This window comes from Gemmatimonadota bacterium (assembly GCA_026706845.1).
GTDB lineage: Bacteria > Latescibacterota > UBA2968 > UBA2968 > UBA2968 > VXRD01.
This window is the reverse complement of the sequence record JAPOXY010000189.1, coordinates 1-20,349: the sequence shown is the minus strand read 5'-3', so window position 1 is coordinate 20,349 and position 20,349 is coordinate 1. Positions and strand designations below refer to the sequence as shown.

15 protein-coding genes are annotated in these 20,349 nt (G+C 53.4%); 7 read left to right on the top strand and 8 right to left on the bottom strand.

What is annotated here, in order from left to right; genetic code table 11:
* Positions 1–4 precede the first annotated feature (4 nt).
* The 7 genes from OXG87_17450 to OXG87_17420 are packed head-to-tail and all read left to right on the top strand — an operon-like array spanning position 5 to position 11,588.
* Positions 5–2,914, top strand: coding sequence for a T9SS type A sorting domain-containing protein (locus OXG87_17450; GenBank protein ID MCY3871338.1), 2,910 nt, complete (start codon positions 5–7; stop codon positions 2,912–2,914).
* Between the two features lie 5 nt (positions 2,915–2,919).
* Positions 2,920–5,961, top strand: coding sequence for a BamA/TamA family outer membrane protein (locus OXG87_17445; protein ID MCY3871337.1), 3,042 nt, complete (start codon positions 2,920–2,922; stop codon positions 5,959–5,961).
* A 14-nt stretch (positions 5,962–5,975) separates the two neighbouring features.
* Positions 5,976–6,647 carry a hypothetical protein gene (locus tag OXG87_17440; GenBank protein MCY3871336.1) on the top strand — a complete coding sequence of 224 codons (672 nt, stop codon included), beginning with the start codon at positions 5,976–5,978 and terminating at the stop codon, positions 6,645–6,647.
* 4 nt (positions 6,648–6,651) lie between these two features.
* Complete coding sequence (locus tag OXG87_17435) at positions 6,652–7,275, top strand: hypothetical protein (GenBank protein MCY3871335.1); 624 nt, start codon at positions 6,652–6,654, stop codon at positions 7,273–7,275.
* 2 nt (positions 7,276–7,277) lie between these two features.
* Entirely contained in the window at positions 7,278–8,804 is a 1,527-nt protein-coding gene (locus OXG87_17430; GenBank protein ID MCY3871334.1) for an EF-hand domain-containing protein, read from the top strand.
* A 24-nt stretch (positions 8,805–8,828) separates the two neighbouring features.
* A complete protein-coding gene (locus OXG87_17425; protein MCY3871333.1) occupies positions 8,829–10,403 on the top strand; it encodes a D-aminoacylase in 1,575 nt (524 codons plus the stop codon).
* Between the two features lie 39 nt (positions 10,404–10,442).
* Entirely contained in the window at positions 10,443–11,588 is a 1,146-nt protein-coding gene (locus tag OXG87_17420; GenBank protein ID MCY3871332.1) for a methyltransferase domain-containing protein, read from the top strand.
* Positions 11,589–11,607: 19 nt separating this feature from the next.
* Here OXG87_17420 and OXG87_17415 read toward each other — a convergent pair whose 3' ends face one another.
* The 8 genes from OXG87_17415 to OXG87_17380 form a co-directional block, all read right to left on the bottom strand.
* The gene (locus tag OXG87_17415; protein ID MCY3871331.1) at positions 11,608–12,525 is read right to left on the bottom strand and encodes an ankyrin repeat domain-containing protein; all 918 of its coding nucleotides are present in this window, start codon (positions 12,523–12,525) and stop codon (positions 11,608–11,610) included.
* Positions 12,526–12,528: 3 nt separating this feature from the next.
* Entirely contained in the window at positions 12,529–13,203 is a 675-nt protein-coding gene (locus OXG87_17410; protein MCY3871330.1) for an ABC transporter ATP-binding protein, read from the bottom strand.
* A 187-nt stretch (positions 13,204–13,390) separates the two neighbouring features.
* Positions 13,391–14,287: a diacylglycerol kinase family lipid kinase gene (locus OXG87_17405; GenBank protein MCY3871329.1), complete on the bottom strand. Its 897-nt coding sequence runs from the start codon at positions 14,285–14,287 to the stop codon at positions 13,391–13,393.
* Between the two features lie 148 nt (positions 14,288–14,435).
* A complete protein-coding gene (locus OXG87_17400; protein MCY3871328.1) occupies positions 14,436–15,491 on the bottom strand; it encodes a glycoside hydrolase family 3 protein in 1,056 nt (351 codons plus the stop codon).
* Positions 15,488–16,300, bottom strand: a complete 813-nt coding sequence (locus tag OXG87_17395) for an SDR family oxidoreductase (protein ID MCY3871327.1) — start codon at positions 16,298–16,300, stop codon at positions 15,488–15,490. The genes OXG87_17400 and OXG87_17395 overlap by 4 nt, the downstream gene beginning before the upstream one ends.
* 34 nt (positions 16,301–16,334) lie before the next feature.
* Positions 16,335–18,167: an FAD-binding oxidoreductase gene (locus tag OXG87_17390; GenBank protein ID MCY3871326.1), complete on the bottom strand. Its 1,833-nt coding sequence runs from the start codon at positions 18,165–18,167 to the stop codon at positions 16,335–16,337.
* Between the two features lie 17 nt (positions 18,168–18,184).
* On the bottom strand, positions 18,185–20,125 hold the full coding sequence (locus tag OXG87_17385; GenBank protein ID MCY3871325.1) for a hypothetical protein: 1,941 nt from the start codon (positions 20,123–20,125) through the stop codon (positions 18,185–18,187).
* An 8-nt stretch (positions 20,126–20,133) separates the two neighbouring features.
* Positions 20,134–20,349, bottom strand: a 216-nt coding sequence (locus OXG87_17380) for a hypothetical protein (GenBank protein ID MCY3871324.1), incomplete at its 5' end; no start/stop codon positions are given.

The following is a 20,349-nucleotide window of genomic DNA, read 5'->3' as shown; positions in this document are numbered from 1 at the left end:
CATTATGTCTGCCGACACCTATCGCGTTTTGGCTCTGCGCGTCTCTTTCCCCCCCGAAACCCCCGACAACGAAACCACCAGCGGGAACGGCACATTCAATCTCAGCACATCCGAAAGTTCCGATCGCATCTACCCCTTTGACGCGCCTCCCCACGACCGCGCCTATTTCGAAGCCCACCTTCAAGCTCTTTCCAATTATTACCGCGACATATCCCAGGGGCAACTGACCATCGAATACGACGTGTACCCGCAGGAACCCACCGCGAGTTACGTCCTCGATACCCCCTTGATCGAATACGGCAATGGACGCACGAGGCGCGAAATAAATGAGCGCGTCACGCGGCTCTTTCGGGATGGCATTCGCGCTGCAGATGCCACAGATGGCGCAACCATAGACTTCTCAAAATATCGCGCCTTTGCGGTATTTCACGCGGGACTCGGCGGAGAAGCAGGTCAAAAACTCAACGACATACCCTCGGCTTTTATTTTTGAACGCGACCTCATCGAACTCGCCGACGGTGCGCTTTCCGTCAACAACGGTGCCTTTCAGGTGACATCGGGCATGCTATTGCCCGAAGCCATCAGTGCAAACGGTCAGGGCGGTCTCAACGGCACGCTCGCCCGATTTTTTGCCTCGCAACTCGGCTTGCCCGGTCTGTCGGACTTCGAAAACGACCTGCCCGCAATTGGCGATTGGAGTTTGATGGATACGGGCGCCAACAATCAAATTGACGCCGCGCGCCTGGGTCTCCAACCTCTCACAAATGACCCCACCAGCACAAATTTGATCGGATTCTTGCCCAGTCGCATGACGGCCTGGTCGCGCATACAACTCGGCTGGCTCGAACCACTCGTAATCACCCACAACGACACCGTAGAAATCGCCGCATCTGGCAGCGCGTCCGACCTTCCGCAGGCTATTCGCGTGCCCATCAGCGCCACAGAATACTTCCTGATCGAAAACCGCTTCTCGCGTCTCAACATTGAAAATCGCATTCCGCAAATCGAGTTTTCCACCCCTCATAATGTCTGGCTTTCCGCAGACGACTACGATGCATTCATACCCGGCTCGGGCATTCTCATCTACCACATTGACGATGCGGTTATTCGAGCCAGCGACGCAGAAAAACATATCAACAGCCATCCCGATTACAAAATTGCACCTGCCCAATATCGCCGCGGCATTGCACTCGAAGAAGCCGATGGCTTGCAAGACATCGGCAATGTATCGGCCAGCCGCATCATTCAAGCTGGTATCATCTCACTAAGCAGTATCGAAGGCGCGCCAGAAGACGCCTTTTACGTGGGCAACAACGCTGTATTTGATCCCGACACCTCGCCGAATACCCGCAGCAATTTGGGCTATGAAAGCGGCATAACCATCGAAGTCCTCAGTCCGCCTGGTGAAGTAATGGCAGTTGCTATCCATTTTGCCAGGCAACCGGACAACTGGCCGATTACAAACTTGACTCCCACGCGGGAATCGCCCCGCGTCATCGACCTCGATAGAGATGGAATCAAAGAAATCCTTCACAGTTCTGGCGCGTGGAAAATCGCGGGCACACCGCACAGCGCAGACGAGACATTTGCGACAACCCCTGCAATTGGCGACCCGGAAATAGCCGGATTCATCTACCATCGCGGGGAAACAATCCGAACGCACTGGCGTCCCGGTGGTACAGTCCACGAAACCGTCGATATCACCTCTCCCTCATCTTTTTCCACAACACCCGTCATTGCAAAATTTCCCACAGCGCATGTCGATATCTGGGGATGGAGCGATGGAAAAATCGAATGGGGCAATTTTCTATCTGAAATCGCGGGTAGCATCGCCCTGAGCGACGCCATACAATCGCTCGCCGTGGGCAATATCGACAGCGATCCGGACAATGAACTCATCGCCATTACCAGCAGTGCTCAGATCCACCTCATTCACGACACCGGCCAATCCACGCCACTCGCCACATTCGCATCTCCCATCATCGGCGGCCCCACAATAGGCGACCTCAACCGCGATGGCGATGACGACATTGCAGTCGTCACATCAGACGGTATCCTCTCCATCCTCGACGCCAACGGCCTCGCCTTTGCGAGCGATCCCGTACCCGGCGGCGCGCATTCACCCCCTGTTGTCGCCGACCTCGACCGGGACGGATTTCTCGAAGTCCTTTTTGGCGGCAACGGCAAACTCTATCTCTATCGTTTCAACGCCATCTTGCAAACCGAAGGCGCGCTCGCCTTCCCGATAAAAGACGACGCTGGCCCCATTGAAGCACCGCCCATTCTCGCCGACATCAATAACGACGCATCCCCCGATATTTTTATAGGCACACGCGGTGGCCTCCTCTACGGCCTGACCGCCGAAGGACATCTCCTATCGGGCTTTCCCCTATTAGTACCCGGCCCCATTCTCTCATCGCCCCTTATCGACGACCTTGACAACGACGGCACCCTGGAACTCATTATCTATACCGCCAGCGGCAGCGTACACCTCTTCCACCTGGAGACAATTGACCCATCTTATACCGGCAACAAAATTATCTGGGGACAACTCGGCGGTGGGCCGGGCAACGCGGGCAAATTGCTCCAGCAGCCTGTCGAAATCACAACCCCAACAGACACCTCGCTTTTACCCGCGGCGCGAGCATACCTCTACCCCAATCCCGTCCGCAATGGTGACAGGGCGCGCATTCGCTTTTTTTTGTTAGAATCCGCCGAAATCATTATGACTATTTACAATCCCCTCGGGGAAAAGATCGCCGACCTCACACACGACAATCCCATGCCCAACACCGACAACGAAATCGCCTGGGATGTAACCGATTACGCCAGCGGCCTCTATATTTGTCGCCTGCAAGCCAGCAATAGCACGCGCACAGAAGTGCGATTTATCAAAGCCGCAATAATTAAATAAACACTATGTCTCACAAACTCACACAAACAATTCTCATCCTCCTGACCCTGAGTACACAGGCCCTCGCGCAATTTGACGCCAATCATCCAGAACTAAACTGGCGCGTCATAGAAACCGAACACTTCAAAGTCTATTACCATCAAGGCCTGGAAAAACTGGCTCCGCGCGCTGCACAGGTCGCCGAAAACGCGTACGGCCCAATCGCCTCCTTTTACAATTTTGACCCCGACAGCAAAGTCCGCATCATCCTCAAGGATACCGAAGACTATGCCAATGGCGCGGCGTATTATTACCACAATACCATCGAAATCTGGGTTTCCAACCTCGACTTTGCACTGCGCGGTAGTACAGATTGGCTCCCAAATGTGATAACGCACGAATTGACGCACATCATCGCCCTCCAGCTCGCCCGAAAATCCTCGCGGCGCATCCCCGCCATCTTCGTCAACTACCTGCAATATCAGGGCGAAGGCAAACGCGACGACATCCTCGCTGGCTACCCCAATGTCCTGGCCGCGTATGCCATTCCCGCCACCATCATTCCACCCTGGTTTGCCGAAGGCACAGCGCAATACATGGCACCGGGCGCACAACACGACCGCTGGGACTCGCACCGCGATATGATCTTGCGTCAGGCCACGCGCAATGGAAGCTTGCTCACCCGCGACGAAATGTCCGTCTTCGGCGCGAAAACAGGTCTCGGATTTGAAAAAGTGTACGACCACGGATACTCGCTCACCCTCTTTATGGTCGATACTTTTGGGCGCGACAAACTCCCCGAATTGTATCGGCAAATGAAAGTCTGGTGGCGCACGGATTTTGGCGGCGCAATCCGCGCGACCCTGGGCATCTCTGCAAGCGAATTGCACGCGCGCTGGGTCGCATCGCTCGAAAAACGCTATGCGGCACAAATCGCACAGATCGAAACCAATCCCGAACAGGGCGACCTCATCCGCGAAGACGGCTACCTCAATCTGCACCCCCGCTGGTCGCCCGACGGCACAAAACTCGCCTATCTCTCCAATAAAGGGCGCGATTACGGGCGCACGAGTTTGATGGTCTATACCCTCGCCGACAGCAGCGAAGAAATCGCCGCCCCCAGCGCGGTCACGGCCTTTGACTGGTCAACCAATGGCGAGCAATTCCTCTACGCGCGCCACAGCCAGCCCAACAAATATGGCGGGCGGCAATGGGACCTCTACACCATAGATCCCAAAGCCGCGAAACCGAGCCTGTATCAAAATGTCAAAACCGCCATTGGCCTCGCGCGTACCACCTTCCCCGGCGAAACGCGTCTCAGCACAGGCTCGCGCGGCATTCACCCGACCTATTCGCCAGACGGAACGCAAATTGCGTTTGTCAAAAACGGCGGGGGCAGCACCAACCTCTGTATCCTCGACATCGCGGCAGACACCATACGCTACCTCACAACCTTTGACGATGGCTCACAAGTCGCCACCCCGCGCTGGTCGCCCGATGGATCGCAAATCGCATTCTCGCTCTACCGAATCGGCACCTCGCGGGACATCGCCACCATTCCCGCAACCGGTGGCGACTACACAGTGCGCGTCGCCTCACCCGAAACCGACCGCGACCCGTGCTGGACACCCGATGGGTCATCCCTCGTATTTGCCTCTGACCACGACGGCATCTTCAACCTGTATCGCGCCAATCTATCCAGCGGCGCAATAGACCGCCTCACCCGCGTGTACGGCGGCGCATTTCAACCCCATGTGCATCCAGATGGCGACCGCATCGCCTATGCCCACTACGGCAAAAACGCCTACGAAATTCGCGTTATTTCCCAGCCGCTAAATGAACCCGTATCGAGAAATATCTTTCGGGTCGAACCCTTCGCGTCCGCAACGCCCAAACCCGCAATAGCGAGCCGCCCATACAAAAATGAATTTGCAACCACCACCATACTTCCGCGTCTGGCAATCGACAGCGGCAAACTCAAACTCGGCGCCATAGCGGGATCCGACGATGTCTTGCGAAAACAAACCTTTTTCATCAGTGGCCTGCTCGCCCACGATCTGGACATGGATTTATACGCGCTTTACGAATACCGCAAAAAACGGCCCACCTTCTTTCTCGAAGCCTATCGTCTATCGCGCCACGTTGAAGAAGATGTCATCAGCCGCGACGAAGACTTCCGCATCTACAACCGCACCTTTGCGCTGACGGGCATCGAAATAGGGGGCAAATACACCATGAGGCGCGGCGGTATGATCGACGCCCGCCTCGTGTACAATCGCACGGGCGCGGTTCTGGATCAGGCGCGGTTCAATGGCCTCAATCGCGATATAGTAGCCGCCACAACCCTCAACGGATTTGACCTCGCCCTCACCTATCGCCTCGATGCCATAAGCCGCTCGCGCAACTCGGAAATCAACCCCCGATCTGGACGCCGTCTCGCGCTGCGTTACGATCGCTATTTCAACTGGTTCATCAGCGGCTTTGAGGAAAATACCTCGCTAATCGTCGAAACCTATGACCGCTATTTCTACAACCAACTCTCCCTCGACTGGAACGAATTTATCCCGGTTGCCCCCGGCCGCAGTGCGCTGAGTTTCCGCTTTTTTGGCGGCGTGATCGACCGCGAAGTTGACGACACCTTTGACTTCTTCCTCGGCGGCTTACCCGGCATGAAAGGATATACGTTTTACAGCCTGGAAGGCCGCCGCGCCCTGATGTGGCGGTCGGCTTATCGCTTTCCCCTCTGGTCGCGCATCGACCGACAAACCGGCCCGATCTACTCAGACCAGCTCTACGGCGCATTCTTTGCCGGAATCGCCCGCGCCTGGGATGGCACACCCGACGATGCGATACTCAAACGCGGCTGGAAACGCGAACTGGGCACGCAGTTGCGCTACGACGCCACCTCGTTTTATCTTTTTCCCACACGCGCCAGCATCGACGTGGCCTATGGATTCGACCATGTGCCTTTGCAACGGCCCGGCGATCCACTTGAACGAAGTGGCTTGAAGATTTATTTTACATTATTATTTGGATTTGTTACAGATGTTGGGAAAGGCAACTTTTAGCCAAAGGACTCCCCATGCGAAAATTCACACTCTGTACGCTTGTTTTCGCGCTGATGTGCGGGCAGGCCACCGCGGAAAAATCACCTAAAACGGCCTTCTTTCTCTCACTACTGGTACCGGGTCTGGGTGAATTATATGCCGGGGCCAAAATGCGCGCAGTCGGGTTTATGGGCGCAGAAGCCCTCACCTGGACCGCTTATGTATCATGGCGAGGCAGGGGCAATGACATTAAAGAAGAATTTCGAGCGTATGCCGATCGGCATTGGCGGGAAGCGCAGTACAGAGCCTGGCGAGAATGGAACAAAACTCAGCCCGATCCATATCACGAAACCCACGCCCTGCCCTCCAAAAGCGAAGACACACAACAGTATTACGAACTCATTGGCAAATACCATCAATTTGTCTATGGCTGGGACGATGTGACGGCTGACTTTTCCACCGATAACAAAAACGTGCCATCGTCACGCAGGCAGGACTATGAAACCCGTCGCAACGACAGCAACAAATACCTCAAACGCGCGTCTGTTGTCACAGGCCTGGCCGTACTCAACCACATTGCCAGTGCCATACACGCCTCGATCTATACGCGCACGCTGCAAAAACAGACCGGGCCGAGCTTGTGGATCGACATCACGCCGGTTGATAGCCATGGACGATCCATGGTCGAATTGAAAAAGAGATTTTAGCATCGTGAAAACATCATCTCAAATTCTAATCGTCTGCGCCTGTTTGCTCGCGCCGTCTGCCGCATTTGCACAAGAAGCGAAATCACCTAAAAAAGCCGCCTTTTTATCGGTTATTTTACCCGGTCTGGGCGAGCGGTATGCGGGCGGGCGAAAATCCGCGAAATTTTTCCACTTCACCGAAGGCATGTTCTGGACCGGACTATTGGCATTTAAAAAACTCAACACCACACGAGAGAACACCTTCCGCGCTTATGCCGCGGCACGCGCTGGCGCAACCGCTGTCAAAAAACCCAACTCCCATTACGACCGCCTGTCCAGTTATAACAGCATCTACGACTACAATGCCCGGTTGCAATACGTCGAGGGCCCATCGGCCACCCCACTGCCGGAAACACCCGAAAACTTTTGGGAGTGGGACACACCGTCTTCCCGCGAACACTTTCGAGAACTGCGAAGCAAAGCCACCTGGGCCCGCACACGCAGCTTTCTCTTTGTGGGCGCACTCATCTTCAACCGCTTTGCCAGCGCGTTAAACGCCGCCAACATCGCCGCCAAAACCCGCCCTATCGCAACAGTCTCCCCCAAGACCTCCGGAGACTTACAGGTGCGACTCTCAGTCCGATTTTAACAATGCCTTTGCCGACAATTCCCAAACGCTCTTTGCGTTACATCCCTATTTTTTTTATCTGCTGCATTGCGCTTTTTTGCATCACAGCCCACGCCCACCCCATCCCTCAAAGCGGAACCCACCTGATTCCACGTCAAACCATACCCTATCGTCCCGCAACCAAAATATCCTCCTCCACACCTTTTCGCGTTGGCGATACGCTCACGCTGCCGGCTTACAGTTTTCAACTCGTTGGCGGGGGGAAATACCACACCACAACAACCTGTCGCTATGTGGGTGACCACTGCTACATTTTTGTAGAAGACGACATGTGGAACACCCCGCGCGTAACTCAAACGGGCATTGAATCCCTTGCACACGCATTTGATAAATCCACAGCACGCCATCCCGACCGCGGCATTTACGAAACTGTCACCGACCTCTTTGGTGATCCTCCGGATGTCGATGCCGATCCCCGCATACTCATCCTGGTACTCGACGTGCTCGACAGTCCAATCACGGGCATCACATTTGTCGGTTATATCGATACCGACAACGAAGCCCCGCCCGTCTCGCGCGAAATCATTTATATCGACGCCCGCCCGCTCGACATTGACAGCAGCCTCGCACGCGCCACACTTGCCCACGAATTTCAGCACCTGATCCACTGGAAAGCCGACCACGACGAAGCCAAATGGCTCGACGAAGGGTGCTCGGAATACGCTGAACTCGCCTGTGGATACAAAGACACGACAGCAGCCGCGACCGAAAATTTTCTCTCGTTCGCGACCAATACAGACCTCACCCATTGGGAAGATCAGTTTTTTGATTTTGACCAGGCATATCTCTACATGACGTACTTCGCACAGCGCTATGGCAACGGCGCACTCCGCAAACTCGTCGCAGACCCGGACAGCAGCATAGCGAGCATCGACAATGTCCTTCAATCGCTCAACGCACCCGAACGCTTCGATCACCTCTTTGGGCAATGGGCCGCTGCCCTGTACCTCGACGGCGAGGGCGACCTCGGCTATCGCGCCATTGACCTGCACCCGGCAAAGCGCGAAGCCCTCACCGTCCCGACCAATAACCTCACGCGACGCGCCACGCGCTGGGGCATAGACTATCTCGATCTGGGCGAAACACCCGGTCTCGCCTTCACCATTCAATCCACAGGTGACAACGACCTCCTCGTCACACTCATCGCCGAAGGGAATCAACCCTTCGCCGCACCGATCCCCATTTCAGCCTCACAGAGCAAACGCATTCACACATCCGGCACTATTGCCAGAAGCCTCGCCATCACCTCCACATCTGGCACAACACTCGGTTACACCCTCTCCGTATCTGAACTCGCGTCCGGTCCCGCAGCCTCAGACTTTGACGGCGACGGTGAAATCGGCTTCTCGGACTTCCTCGCCTTTACCTCTGTCTTTGGCAAAACCGCAGGCGACGTTGGCTTCGATCCCACCTTTGACCTCGACGGTGACCTGCGCGTTACCTTCCCGGACTTCCTCATCTTTGTCCAGAACTTCGGCGCAGACTTTTAACATAAAAAAACGAAAGGGACTCCCATGCCAATCACGACCCTTATTCACTCAGGTAAAATTATCGACGGCACCGGCAACCCCTATTTCTACGGCGATGTCGCTCTTGAAAATGGCAAAATATCCGCCATCGAACCGCCAGGGTCCATCCCCCGCGACGGCATAGACGAAATCGTCGATGCATCCGGTCACATCGTCTGTCCCGGCTTCATCGACATACAGAGTCACTCCATCGTCCCCCTCATGCGCGATGGCCGATGCCTCTCCAAAATCACCCAGGGCATCACAACCGAAATCATGGGCGAAGCGTGGACCCCCGCACCTGTCGGTGGCTCCAACACCCTCTCGCGATCTCTACCCAAAAACTGGCGGGAACGCGCGCGGAACTGGCATCGCTTCGGCAACTGGCTCGACGCCATGATCGAAGCTGGCGTCTCGCCCAACGTCGGCTCCTTCCTCGGCGCGGGCACCCTGCGCGCGCACGCAATGGGCATGCGGATGGGCGAGCCAACTCCCGATGAAATGAAAACCATGCACCGCGTCATGGCCGAATCCATGGAAGACGGCGCCTTCGGTCCCTCCTATGCCCTCATCTATCCCCCGGACACATATACCAACACGGATGAAATCGTCGAAATCTGCAAGACAGCGGCGAGATCCGGCGGCATCTACATCACCCACATCCGGTCCGAAGCCGACAAACTTCTCGAAGCCCTGGACGAAGCCATTGAAATCGGACAGCGCGCCAACATCCCGGTCGAAGTCTATCACCTCAAAGCCGTCGCCGAGCGCAACTATCCCAAGATGCACCAGGTCATTGCGCGCGTAAACCAGGTACGCGCCGAGGGCCTCGACATCACCGCCGATATGTATCCCTATACCGCCACTGTCCTGCCCACCTGGGTGGCCGCAGACGGCAAATTCTTCGACAACCTGCGCGACCCCGACATCCGCGCGAAAATCGTCTCCGAAGTCAGAAACCGCCACGGCGAAATTCCCCGTCGCCCCGAACACATCGCCCCGGTCGCATTCAAAAAACCCGAAAACCAGCAATACATCGGCAAGCGCCTCTCTGAAATTGCCGAGATGCGCGGCCAGGACTGGATAGAAGCCACCATCGACCTCCTGCTATCGGAAAACCAGCGCATCTTCACCATCTACCACACCATGTCCGAAGACAACGTCCGTCTTCAACTCCAACTCCCCTGGATCAAAGTCTCCACCGACGCAGGCGGCGTCGATCCAGAATGGGCAGCTACTGAAGGACCGCTCCATCCCCGGTCGTACGGCACCTATCCCCGCGTCCTGGGCCACTATGTCCGCGACGAAAAGCTCATGCCCCTCGAAGAAGCCATCCGCAAAATGACCTCCTCGGTCGCCAATCGCCTCTCACTGTGGGACCGCGGGCGACTCCAGCCCCACTGCTGGGCCGACATCGTCGTCTTTGATCCCAACACCGTCGCCGACCGCTCGACATTCGACGACTCTCACCAACTCTCTATCGGCATCCGCGACGTCTTCGTCAATGGCATCCGCGTCCTCAAAAATGGCGAACATACGGGTGCGACCCCTGGGATGTTTGTCAAAGGTCCGGGTGCGTAAGCAGGATCATAGCTCACTTAAACCCTTGAGAGAAGACTAATGCCCGAAAATAAAAATACAGATCTGTTACAGCGCAATTTCATCGACATGCTAAAGGCAACAGGTAGTTTGAAGAATAAGGCAATAGAACATGCCCTCCAAGCGACACCGAGACATCTGTTTGTCGATCGAATCCATGCATTGGGAAAGCGGAAAGGCTTAATTGAGGTCGATCCGAAATGCCCCACTTCGAGCCAATTAGAGAGAATTTATTCCGACGAAGCTTTGCTCAGCCACCTCAACCCTCCAAGCTCGACATCGCAACCTTCTCTCGTCGTTCACATGCTGGATGTTCTATCCGTTCGCGCGGGACATCGCGTATTTGAAATTGGCGCAGGCACCGGATGGAATGCCGCTCTATTGGCACATCTCACAGGACCTGACGGACGTGTTGTGACAATGGATATCCAACCCGATGTTACGCGCAGGGCACGCCGTCACTTGAAGCGACAGGGCACAAAAAATGTTCGTGTAATAACGGGTGATGCATCCAAAGGCTATGCGAAAGAAGCGCCTTTTGATCGGCTGATCACCACGGTCACGTGCCCAACCCTGTTCCCCGCCTGGTGGGAGCAACTATCGCCCAAAGGCGTAATGGTATTGACGTTGAACGACTTCCCGGGTGAGAGCCAGTGCCTCATGTTGCAATTACAAAAGCGAAAAGATCATCTCAGTGGGAAAGTAATATCTCTTCCTGGATTTATGCTATTCACAGGCAGACACGGAATGACTCCTCAGTGGGATCAGGCTCGGAAATTAGTCGAGAAATTTGCCGGAAAACGGCCAGCCGCCAAAGAGCGCGCTTCCTGGGCGGATATACAAGACGGAAGGAATAGTTGGACTTTACGGAGAGACCTGGCGTTCTTTGCTCAACTTCAGGGATTAACCGTAATACCTATGCAGAATGCTTTCGTATTCACCAAACATAATAGATCGAATATCTGTATCATACACGAAAATCACATAACCGCATACGGAGGGAGGGAGTGTTTCGACAAACTCAAAGAAGCGCAAACAAAATGGCTTCATTCAGGTTCACCATCCCGCCAGGACTACTGCGTAGAAGTATGGCCGAGTACTGTCCATCGAAAAAATAGCTGGGAGCTACGCCACGAAGACGTAACCTTTATTTTTAGCCTGAAATAATACGGACGCAGACAGACCACTATATGATCGCACCGCGTTTGCGAAGCATATCGTCCACCTCGTCATCGCCCGTTGTTTTGCCACCAAAGTTGAACTCCGATCCCGCATTGAGCAGCAACTCGATCACCCCCGCATAATCGGCACCTATCACGGGATGATTTGCCAGAAAATACATCGTTGAACCAAGCGCTGTACCACCATAGTCATTTTTCAACTCAACAGACGCCCCGCAATCCAGAAGCATCTCGACCGTATCTCTTCGACCGCGTTGTGATGCCAGCATCAACCCCGTATTATTCGCCCCGCCCCTTGCATCTATATCCACCCCGCGTTTGAGAAGACATTCCGCCACCTCAGTGTGTCCATACTTGCAAGCAGACCAGAATGCCTCTTCCAATTCCCTGCTGGACACACCTCCCTCATCGATAAATTTCTCAACCAGTACAAGATCTCCCAAACCAGCGGCGACTTCGACATTCATAATCTTTGCACCGCATTCAAGAAGAGCCTGAACCGACTCGGGATATTCAGAACTGAGCGCGAGCCTTAGTGGTTCACCATCTCCCTTTAACCCATCTACCCTCGCTCCCGCATTGACGAACACGCTCACAAGCTCAGCAGCGACACCCGCTTTGTGTGGGTGGAAACTGGTCACCAACGAAACAAGAGGTGTGGTCCCCGATCCCCCATCCAGAAATGTAGCATCTATTTCTGCACCGGCATCAATGAGTACATTTGCGACATCGACCGCATTAGCCGGTGTACTCTGCCGTTCATCTTCCACGCCATTTGCCGCCACATAGTGGATCAACATCGCCCTATGCGCTCTGGAGGACCGCATGCGAATCAGGTCAGGCTCTCTCCGGAGCAGCAATTCAAGCGTCTCCGTATCACCTGAAATCACTGCATCAACAGCTTCTTCAAATTCCTCAGTCATCTTTCACACCCCCTCGTCCCTCACCACTTCCCCATCGAGCAAATGCACAATACGTTTGCTATAGCCCGCCCACTTTTCCGAATGCGTCACCTGCACAATCGTTGTCCCTTCACCGTGCAATTTAGTGAACAAATCCATCACATGTTCGCCCTGCGTCGAATTTAAATTCCCCGTGGGTTCATCAGCCAGAATCACACGCGGTTTGATCACCACGGCACGCGCAACACCCACGCGCTGTTGTTCGCCGCCGGACAATTGATGTGGAAACAAATCCTTCTTCTCCACCAGATCAAACTCATCCAGCATCGCATTCACCATCTCCTCGCGTTCATCGCTCTTCACCTTCTTGTACAACAAAGGCGTCTCAATATTTCCGTACACAGTCAGCTCATCAATCAAATGATAGCTCTGAAACACAAAGCCGATATTGTTCTTGTGACAATCCGACCGCTCGCGCTCGCGCATCTTATGCACGGCATCGCCGTCAAACAAATACTCCCCTCTATTCGCCGAATCCAGCATCCCCATAATATGCAACAACGTGGATTTGCCCGAACCGGAAGGTCCCATAATAGATACAAACTCCCCGGACGCAACCTCCAGATCAATCCCCTGCAACACAACCGTCCGAATAAAACGCGACGAATACCACTTTTGAATACCCGACATCTGAATCATCTCGAACCTCCTCTATAAACTAATTTTGAACGACGGATCAAATTGTAACCCCCATCCTATGCAATATCCGTGCCAAAATATTTATCTCATTATTTATCAACGTGTTATAAAAAATCGGCAAATTCCATAACACCACAAGTGTCCGGAAATGATACACAGGTGTCCGAAAATGAACACTTAAAACCAACTATACCTTCACCTTCAGCGCACCCGGAACAACCTCAATCTTTGCGGGAACCTCACACATCGGTTCCCCATCCGCAAAAATCCACAGGGGATCATCTGACTCAATCTGCAAAGTTCTGGTCTGCACAACGCGCACAGCAGAATGACCAACATGAGCGCCGGAATACGCGCGCAAAAACATCCGCAAAACCGTCCAGCGCGAAACATCTGCCACAATGCACACATCCAGCGCCCCATCGTCAACAATGGCATCAGGTGCAATTTTGATCCCGCTCCCATAAAAAGGCGCGTTCGCCGTTGCCGCCAGCAAAATACGCCCTTCAAAAACGCCAAAATCTCCTCGCAGACGCACAAAAGGAGATCGATATCCAGATAGTGTTCGCAAAACCGCCAGACAATAGGACGCTGTCCCACCCAATCTCGAAGGTCGAGACCGCGCCCTTTGCGCCACCGCCGTATCGAAACCCAAACTCGCAACAGTCACAAAAAAACGGTCACCCACTTTCCCCAGATCAATCGCGCGATCCACCCCATGCACCAGCGTATTGACCACATCCTCCACATCACTGGACAACCCCAACGCCCGCGCCAAATCATTCCCGCGACCACACGGCACAACCCCCAAAATCGCATCTGAATTTGCGAGACCATTGACCACCTCATGCACTGTCCCATCCCCCCCACATGCAGCAACCTGTCGCACGCCTCGCGCCAATGCTTCCCGCGCTAACCGCTCGCAATCGCCCGGTGCTCCCGACATCATCAAATCTACATATACACCGCGCTCGTGCAACAAATCCGCAACCCGCTCACCTGTACGCCTTGCACGGCCACGTCCCGAAACGGGATTCGCAATAATTGTCCAGTGATTTGACATCAGATTAAAAAGAAAACTCATCTCATGATGAGATGAGTGAAAGATAAGTTAAGAATCGAACTTCTGGAGCAACTACCCCGGTAACTTCCCCGGTAATTTGAACTCAAGCGTCGTGTCTTCGCCTTCTTGAATAAGAATTTCAAGGTCAGAAGACGTCACATTCTCTCTGTTAAATCCCGAACCTCTGCTTCAATCTTTGAATCCGATTAAAAGATTCGCAAATGCGGTCTTCCTCGATAACGCCATCTGCTACCGCCTGCACAATGGCATTTTTTACCTCATACACCTGCTCAATATTGTATTCCCCAATCTGGTTGGCGAGCAAAATCATATCAACACCTGCTTTTATCGCTTCAACAACCGCTTCCGTCAAACCATACGCCTCGACAATCGCCCCCATCTGCATATCATCGGAAATAACGACCCCATCAAAACCCATCTCATATCTGAGGAGCCTCGTCATAATATCATACGACAAAGTTGCCGGCCTCCCGCTCTTGTCGAGCTTCCGATTGACAATATGCGCGGTAAGAATCGGATCGCCATAGCCTTTCTGGATAAATTTTTGATACGGCAAAAGCTCTTTCGCACGTCGGTATGTCTGTGTGACATCGGCAACACCCAGATGTGTATCACCCGCCGCGCTTCCGTGTCCGGGAAAGTGTTTTAGCGTCGGTATCACCTGCTGTTCTCGATGCGCCTTAATAAAAACATTGGCATGTGCCACCACAGCCCTCGGCACATCACTAAAAGACCGTTCTATCGCGCCAACAGCCGGGCTTTTGGGATCTATATTCACATCGACAACAGGAGCAAAATTCCAATTAATCCCCATCTCTTTCAATTCGCACGCAAGAGCATCTGCTACCTTTTTCGTCTTACCGAGGGACTGTCCACCGAGTATTTGGGCAGAAGGCACAGAAACCGAAAAACCATATTTCTTTTTTAACCGGTTGACATATCCACCCTCTACGTCAACCGCAATAAAATAAGGCGCTATATCCTGGAGCGCTGAGGTCAAAGCACGAAGTTGCCGCGGTGACGTAATATTCCGCACCACCTCACCTTTACTCGGCAGATCATAATCAAAAAGCACCACCCCACCGGGTCGAATATCCCGCAATAGCGCAACAATATCCCCATATAGAACATCACCGCGAAAACCGATCATCAGCATCTGTCCCACGGCTTCTTCTATGGAAGTTCCAGGATCATCGGGCGTCACGCCATATCTCCCAAACCCTGCCCCTTCATCTTCCTCCTCACCAGCCACTCGACAATCTTGGGATGAATCAATTGCAGATAGGGCAATGCGCGGTGGTGCCAGGGAAGCACCAATTCGCGCTTCTGTTTTCGCATAGCTTTCAAAATTGCCCTACAACAAGATCTAAGAGAAAGCGCCTCTTTATTGTGCCGCTGTGAGGAATCGCCCAGTGCTTCACCATCCTTCCCAAAAGCGTGCCGTCTCAAATTCGTTCCCTGAAGCCAATGCGGCAAAACCGTCAAAACATGCACATCTCCAACTTCCAGACGCAGGGCGTTTAAAAAACCCAGCACCGCGTGCTTTGACGCGCCATATCCCGTGTGCAGAGGCACGCCAAATTTGCCCTGCAAAGATGCAATCGCCACGATCATACCCTTTGAAATTTTCAAATGTGGCAATGCCGCATGCACGCAATAAACCAGACCGAGGTAATTGGTCTCCATCAGCTTGCGAAACACCTCCAAATCTTCCACCTCGTCAAACCGCGCCCACATACTGATCCCGGCATTGGCAATCAAATAATCTATGCGGCCAAATTCTGCAATCGTCGCCTCAATCAACTGCTCACAATCTTCGAGCCGTGTCACATCCCCCACCACCGTCACCACCTGTGCCCCCAAATCCCGACACTGCTCAGCCATCTCGCCCAGCTTGTCCTCTCGCCGAGCAAACAACGCCAGATGTGCGCCCTGCTTCGCCAGTTCCAGAGCCAACGCAGCCCCAAGCCCCGAAGACGCGCCTGTAATGATCACAACTTTATTGCGAAACATTTCGCCGCTCAAAATCAATCGGTCCTTTCCAATTTCAATCCGCAAACGCCCCATTGCCAATGGCAAAAATATTATTTGGATCCATCGCCTTCTTCATCTGCCGCAACACTGCAATGCTATTTTCGCTTTGAATCTGCGGCAAAAAGCCACTGCGGAGCTTGCCCACGCCGTGATGGTGCGACAAAGACCCCCCGTGGTCTAAAATCTCCTGCCGCAGCCGGCGTTCAATCGCGTGATAAACGCCAACCGAATCCTCGAGCCCCTGCGCGCAAAAACCCATTGTAAAATAAATGCACACGCCCGTGTGATAGGTCTGCGTCACGCGATAAGCCAGAAAGGGCTTGCCCGGCACACTGTATTCTTCACACAAAACAAATAGCTTCTTTTCCACCGCACCTATAACGTCGTGAATATTAGTCCACGGCACAGAAGTCTCAAATGTCTCGCCCAAAATGTGAAACTGAGTGAAAAAATCGCGAATATACGCAATGCCAAACGTCAACATATACCCCCGCTCGCCCCTGTGCGCCCCGCCCGAAATACCACCGTATTTCTTCGCCAAACGAAAAATCGTCTTTGCCTGCTGCCGGACCTCGTCTTTTGTGCCCTCCATCACAATCGTACACGCCACCAACTGCTCTGGATCAAATCCCTTGACCTTAACCAAAAAAAATTGCTGAATATCCTGCTGGAGCTTCTTGAATCCTTTTACCTCGGGCTTCAGCGCCTGCCCAAGCTGTAATTCCGTATTGTTCACCAGCCGAATACTCGCCGGAACTTGCCCTGTCTGCCGAAGTGCCTTTAAGTAAGCCACACCCCGTTCAAATGACGGAAACACCAGCGAGCCAAACGCCTGTGCTTCGGGCTGTTTGTGGATCTTTATCGTCGCCCGGGTAATAATCCCCAAATTGCCCTCGCTACCAAACAAAAACGACCTGGGCTGCACACCTGTCGAATTGCGCGGCGTCGCATGGTGTGTCTCCACTTCCCCCGTCGGCGTCACCAGCGTGGCCTCTATCACAATATCCTCAATATTGCCATACCGGTTCTTTTTCATACCACTGGCATTGGTCGCAATCCATCCCCCCAGGGTTGAAAACTCCAGACTATCGGGATCGTGTCCCGACGTGTATCCCAATTCATTTAGCGCAATCTCCAATTGCTTACCCGAAATACCCGCTTGCACACACGCCTGAAAATTCTCTTCATCCACCTGCACAATGCGATTCATGCGACGCATATCCACCGACGCGACCATCCGCGTCTCTGAAATAGGAACAGCGAGCGCACCGCTCACATTCGTCCCACCGCCATAGGGCACCAGCACCACATTGTGTTCATTTGCAAGCTGAATAACAGCCTGAATATCCGCGTCTTCCTCTGGAAACAACACCACATCCACCAGGCGTTCGGGCGGCCGATGGTACAAAATTTGATACACCTCATCCACACTCAACTGCCCGTGGCTATGCACCAGACGCTCTATATCCTCCTGAGAAATGCCATCTTCGTTGAGCGCCTCGCGCACCGCCCGCAAAAATTCATCATTTGCCACAGGCGCGGGCAAATCGCGATGCTCGACCTCTTGCCCCATATCTTCGGGCCGGACCGGCACATCGAGCACCCCTTCGACAAAAGGCAAAAAATACGGCATCCGATAGCCACACAACGGATACCGCGTTCCCGTCACATGCACGGTCCTGTCATCGTCAAACTCAAACCGCGTATCCTTATACCCCCACTTGTGAGCAAACCGCTCGCCTTCTTCCCCCTGAAAAAAACGGTCTTTACTGGCAAAAGCGCGACGCCCTCGAACGAGCAAAAATACGATCACCAGTAAAATTGCAACTATCATCAGTTCATTCATATCGTACCTCAAACATTTCACGATCCTTCCGGATTCAACAACGTCGCAATATGCACCGCTTGAAACAGCGCGGCAGCCTCGGACTGAATCCGCAACGACCGCCTCTTGGGCAACAGAGTGGTCTCCCCCAGCATGGGCGGAGAAACCCACACATCGACCTGCCCTGGATTGATATTGATATTGCCCTTTGGACACTTGGGCCACAGCGCGTGAAGCCCGCGGTACGCAATCGGCACAATCACCACATCCTGGGGCAATTGTGCAAACACCCCGTGTTGAAGCGGAAATTGCTGGATCGCAAAAGCTGCGGTCGTCGCCATGGGATAAATAACGCCTGGTCGCTCTGTCAATGCCTGTGCCACGCGCTGTGTCGTATGGCCCGCGGCATGGGATCGCTCGAGCATCACATAGCCATCGACATTTTCCAGAATCTGATCAAAGACCTCAGACGTCATCCCAAACTGCGTAATCTGTTTCGACCCAATTTTGATACCCGAACGCGCCAGCCCCGTGCGCGCCAAAATTACACACGGTTCGGGTCTTTCCCATCCCATAGCATTCAAAAATTCTCGAGACTGCAAAACCCTGTACAAAACGGGATGGTCAAACAGACTCTGATGCGTTGGCAAAAAAATAAGACGCCGATCTTCTGCATCGGCTCCCAAATCTCTTACAATAGCTTCAAAATGGGGATCAATATAAATATCAACGCGAATATCAAAAATATCCAGCGTGCGCCGTCCCCAATCGAGCCAGGTGCGCCATCCAGCTTCGCGGCGACGGATGGGATCGGCTTCTCTTTCCAACAATTTCTTTTTTTTTCGCCCCACCTTGAGCGAAGTTCCCATCCACCTCACAAAACGCATTCCTCTCTGCAATTTCGAAAATTGCCCCCGACACCCGACATTGGGATATTCCAAAAATCGCCCTTGCGCCGTATCTGCGAGCAAAGCGGGAATCTCTACACGCGAGTCTTTTTGCCCAACGCGATCGATTTGCGCGTTCACATCGCATATCAGCTTAATCGACAAATCAATCATATCCCGCGTCAAATAACTATATTCCTGCCCATACCAGTACAGCCGGGGACGCAGCCTGGTGGGATCTTCCTGATGTGCGTGCAAAAATTCAATCAACAGCGCCTTGATGTGCAACACATCATCATCTATCCCGGCCAGATCCACATCGTCGCGCAACTGCGCCAAAGCCACCTCCGCATCCACAATAACCTTCCACACCGACACGCCAAACCAGCCAAAATTCGTCAAATAATTATACCGCGTTGAGAGCAACCCCCCCGCGGCGATCAAATTGAGCGTGCGCTGTGCCACATCTTGCAACAAATCGCGCAAAGTGCCCTCAATCTGCTCGCCATCTCGTTCACAACTGTACTCCTCGCCCCAGTGCGCATCCTCATCCGCCTCCACAGTGTCAAGCGCCTCTGCAACGGCGCGGGCATGCGACATCGGCACCTGTGTAATATGCACCTGAGCCAATGCCTCTTCCACGGCTTCGGGCGCGTGCAACTCCGCCCGTGCCAGAGCCTTCAAATAAAGAGATTGATACAACTTCAAAAAATCTTTCGCATCTCCGCGACCTCGCTCGACAAATTGCCGCCTGAGTTGCAAATAAATTCGGCTCCCCGTGTGATATTGCGGAAGCAACTCCGCAAAAGGACGATACGCCTCTTCCAAACGCTCATCGCGAACCTCGGGCAGACCCTGAAAAATCGCATCCACAAGTTGCGCGCGAAATTGCAGTGCCTCCATATCCACCGCCCCGCTCTGACTTTTGGGCCAGACAAGCGCATCTGGATCAAGATCGTCAAAATAGCCATCGTGACGCACGGCTTCGAGCATAAGCTGAACCGATTGGTCATAAATAGCCAACATCTGCTCCAGATCGTCGAGCAGTGATTCGTGCAATGGACGAGTATCCGATCTATCGCGTGAGGTCATGAGAGATCCTAAACACCGGTCTTTAGCACATGGCGTTGCAAGCCGGGAATGTGAACCTCTTTTACATAAGAGGGCCAATCTATGCGCGAAACATCACAATTAAAAATTTCTCTATCTTCTGCATCCATGCTGTCAAACAACTGATTCATATTGTCATCTTGAAATACGCAATCCAGAGAAATATAAGAACCGTAAATATCGGTAAGCGACAGCGTATTTTCCAA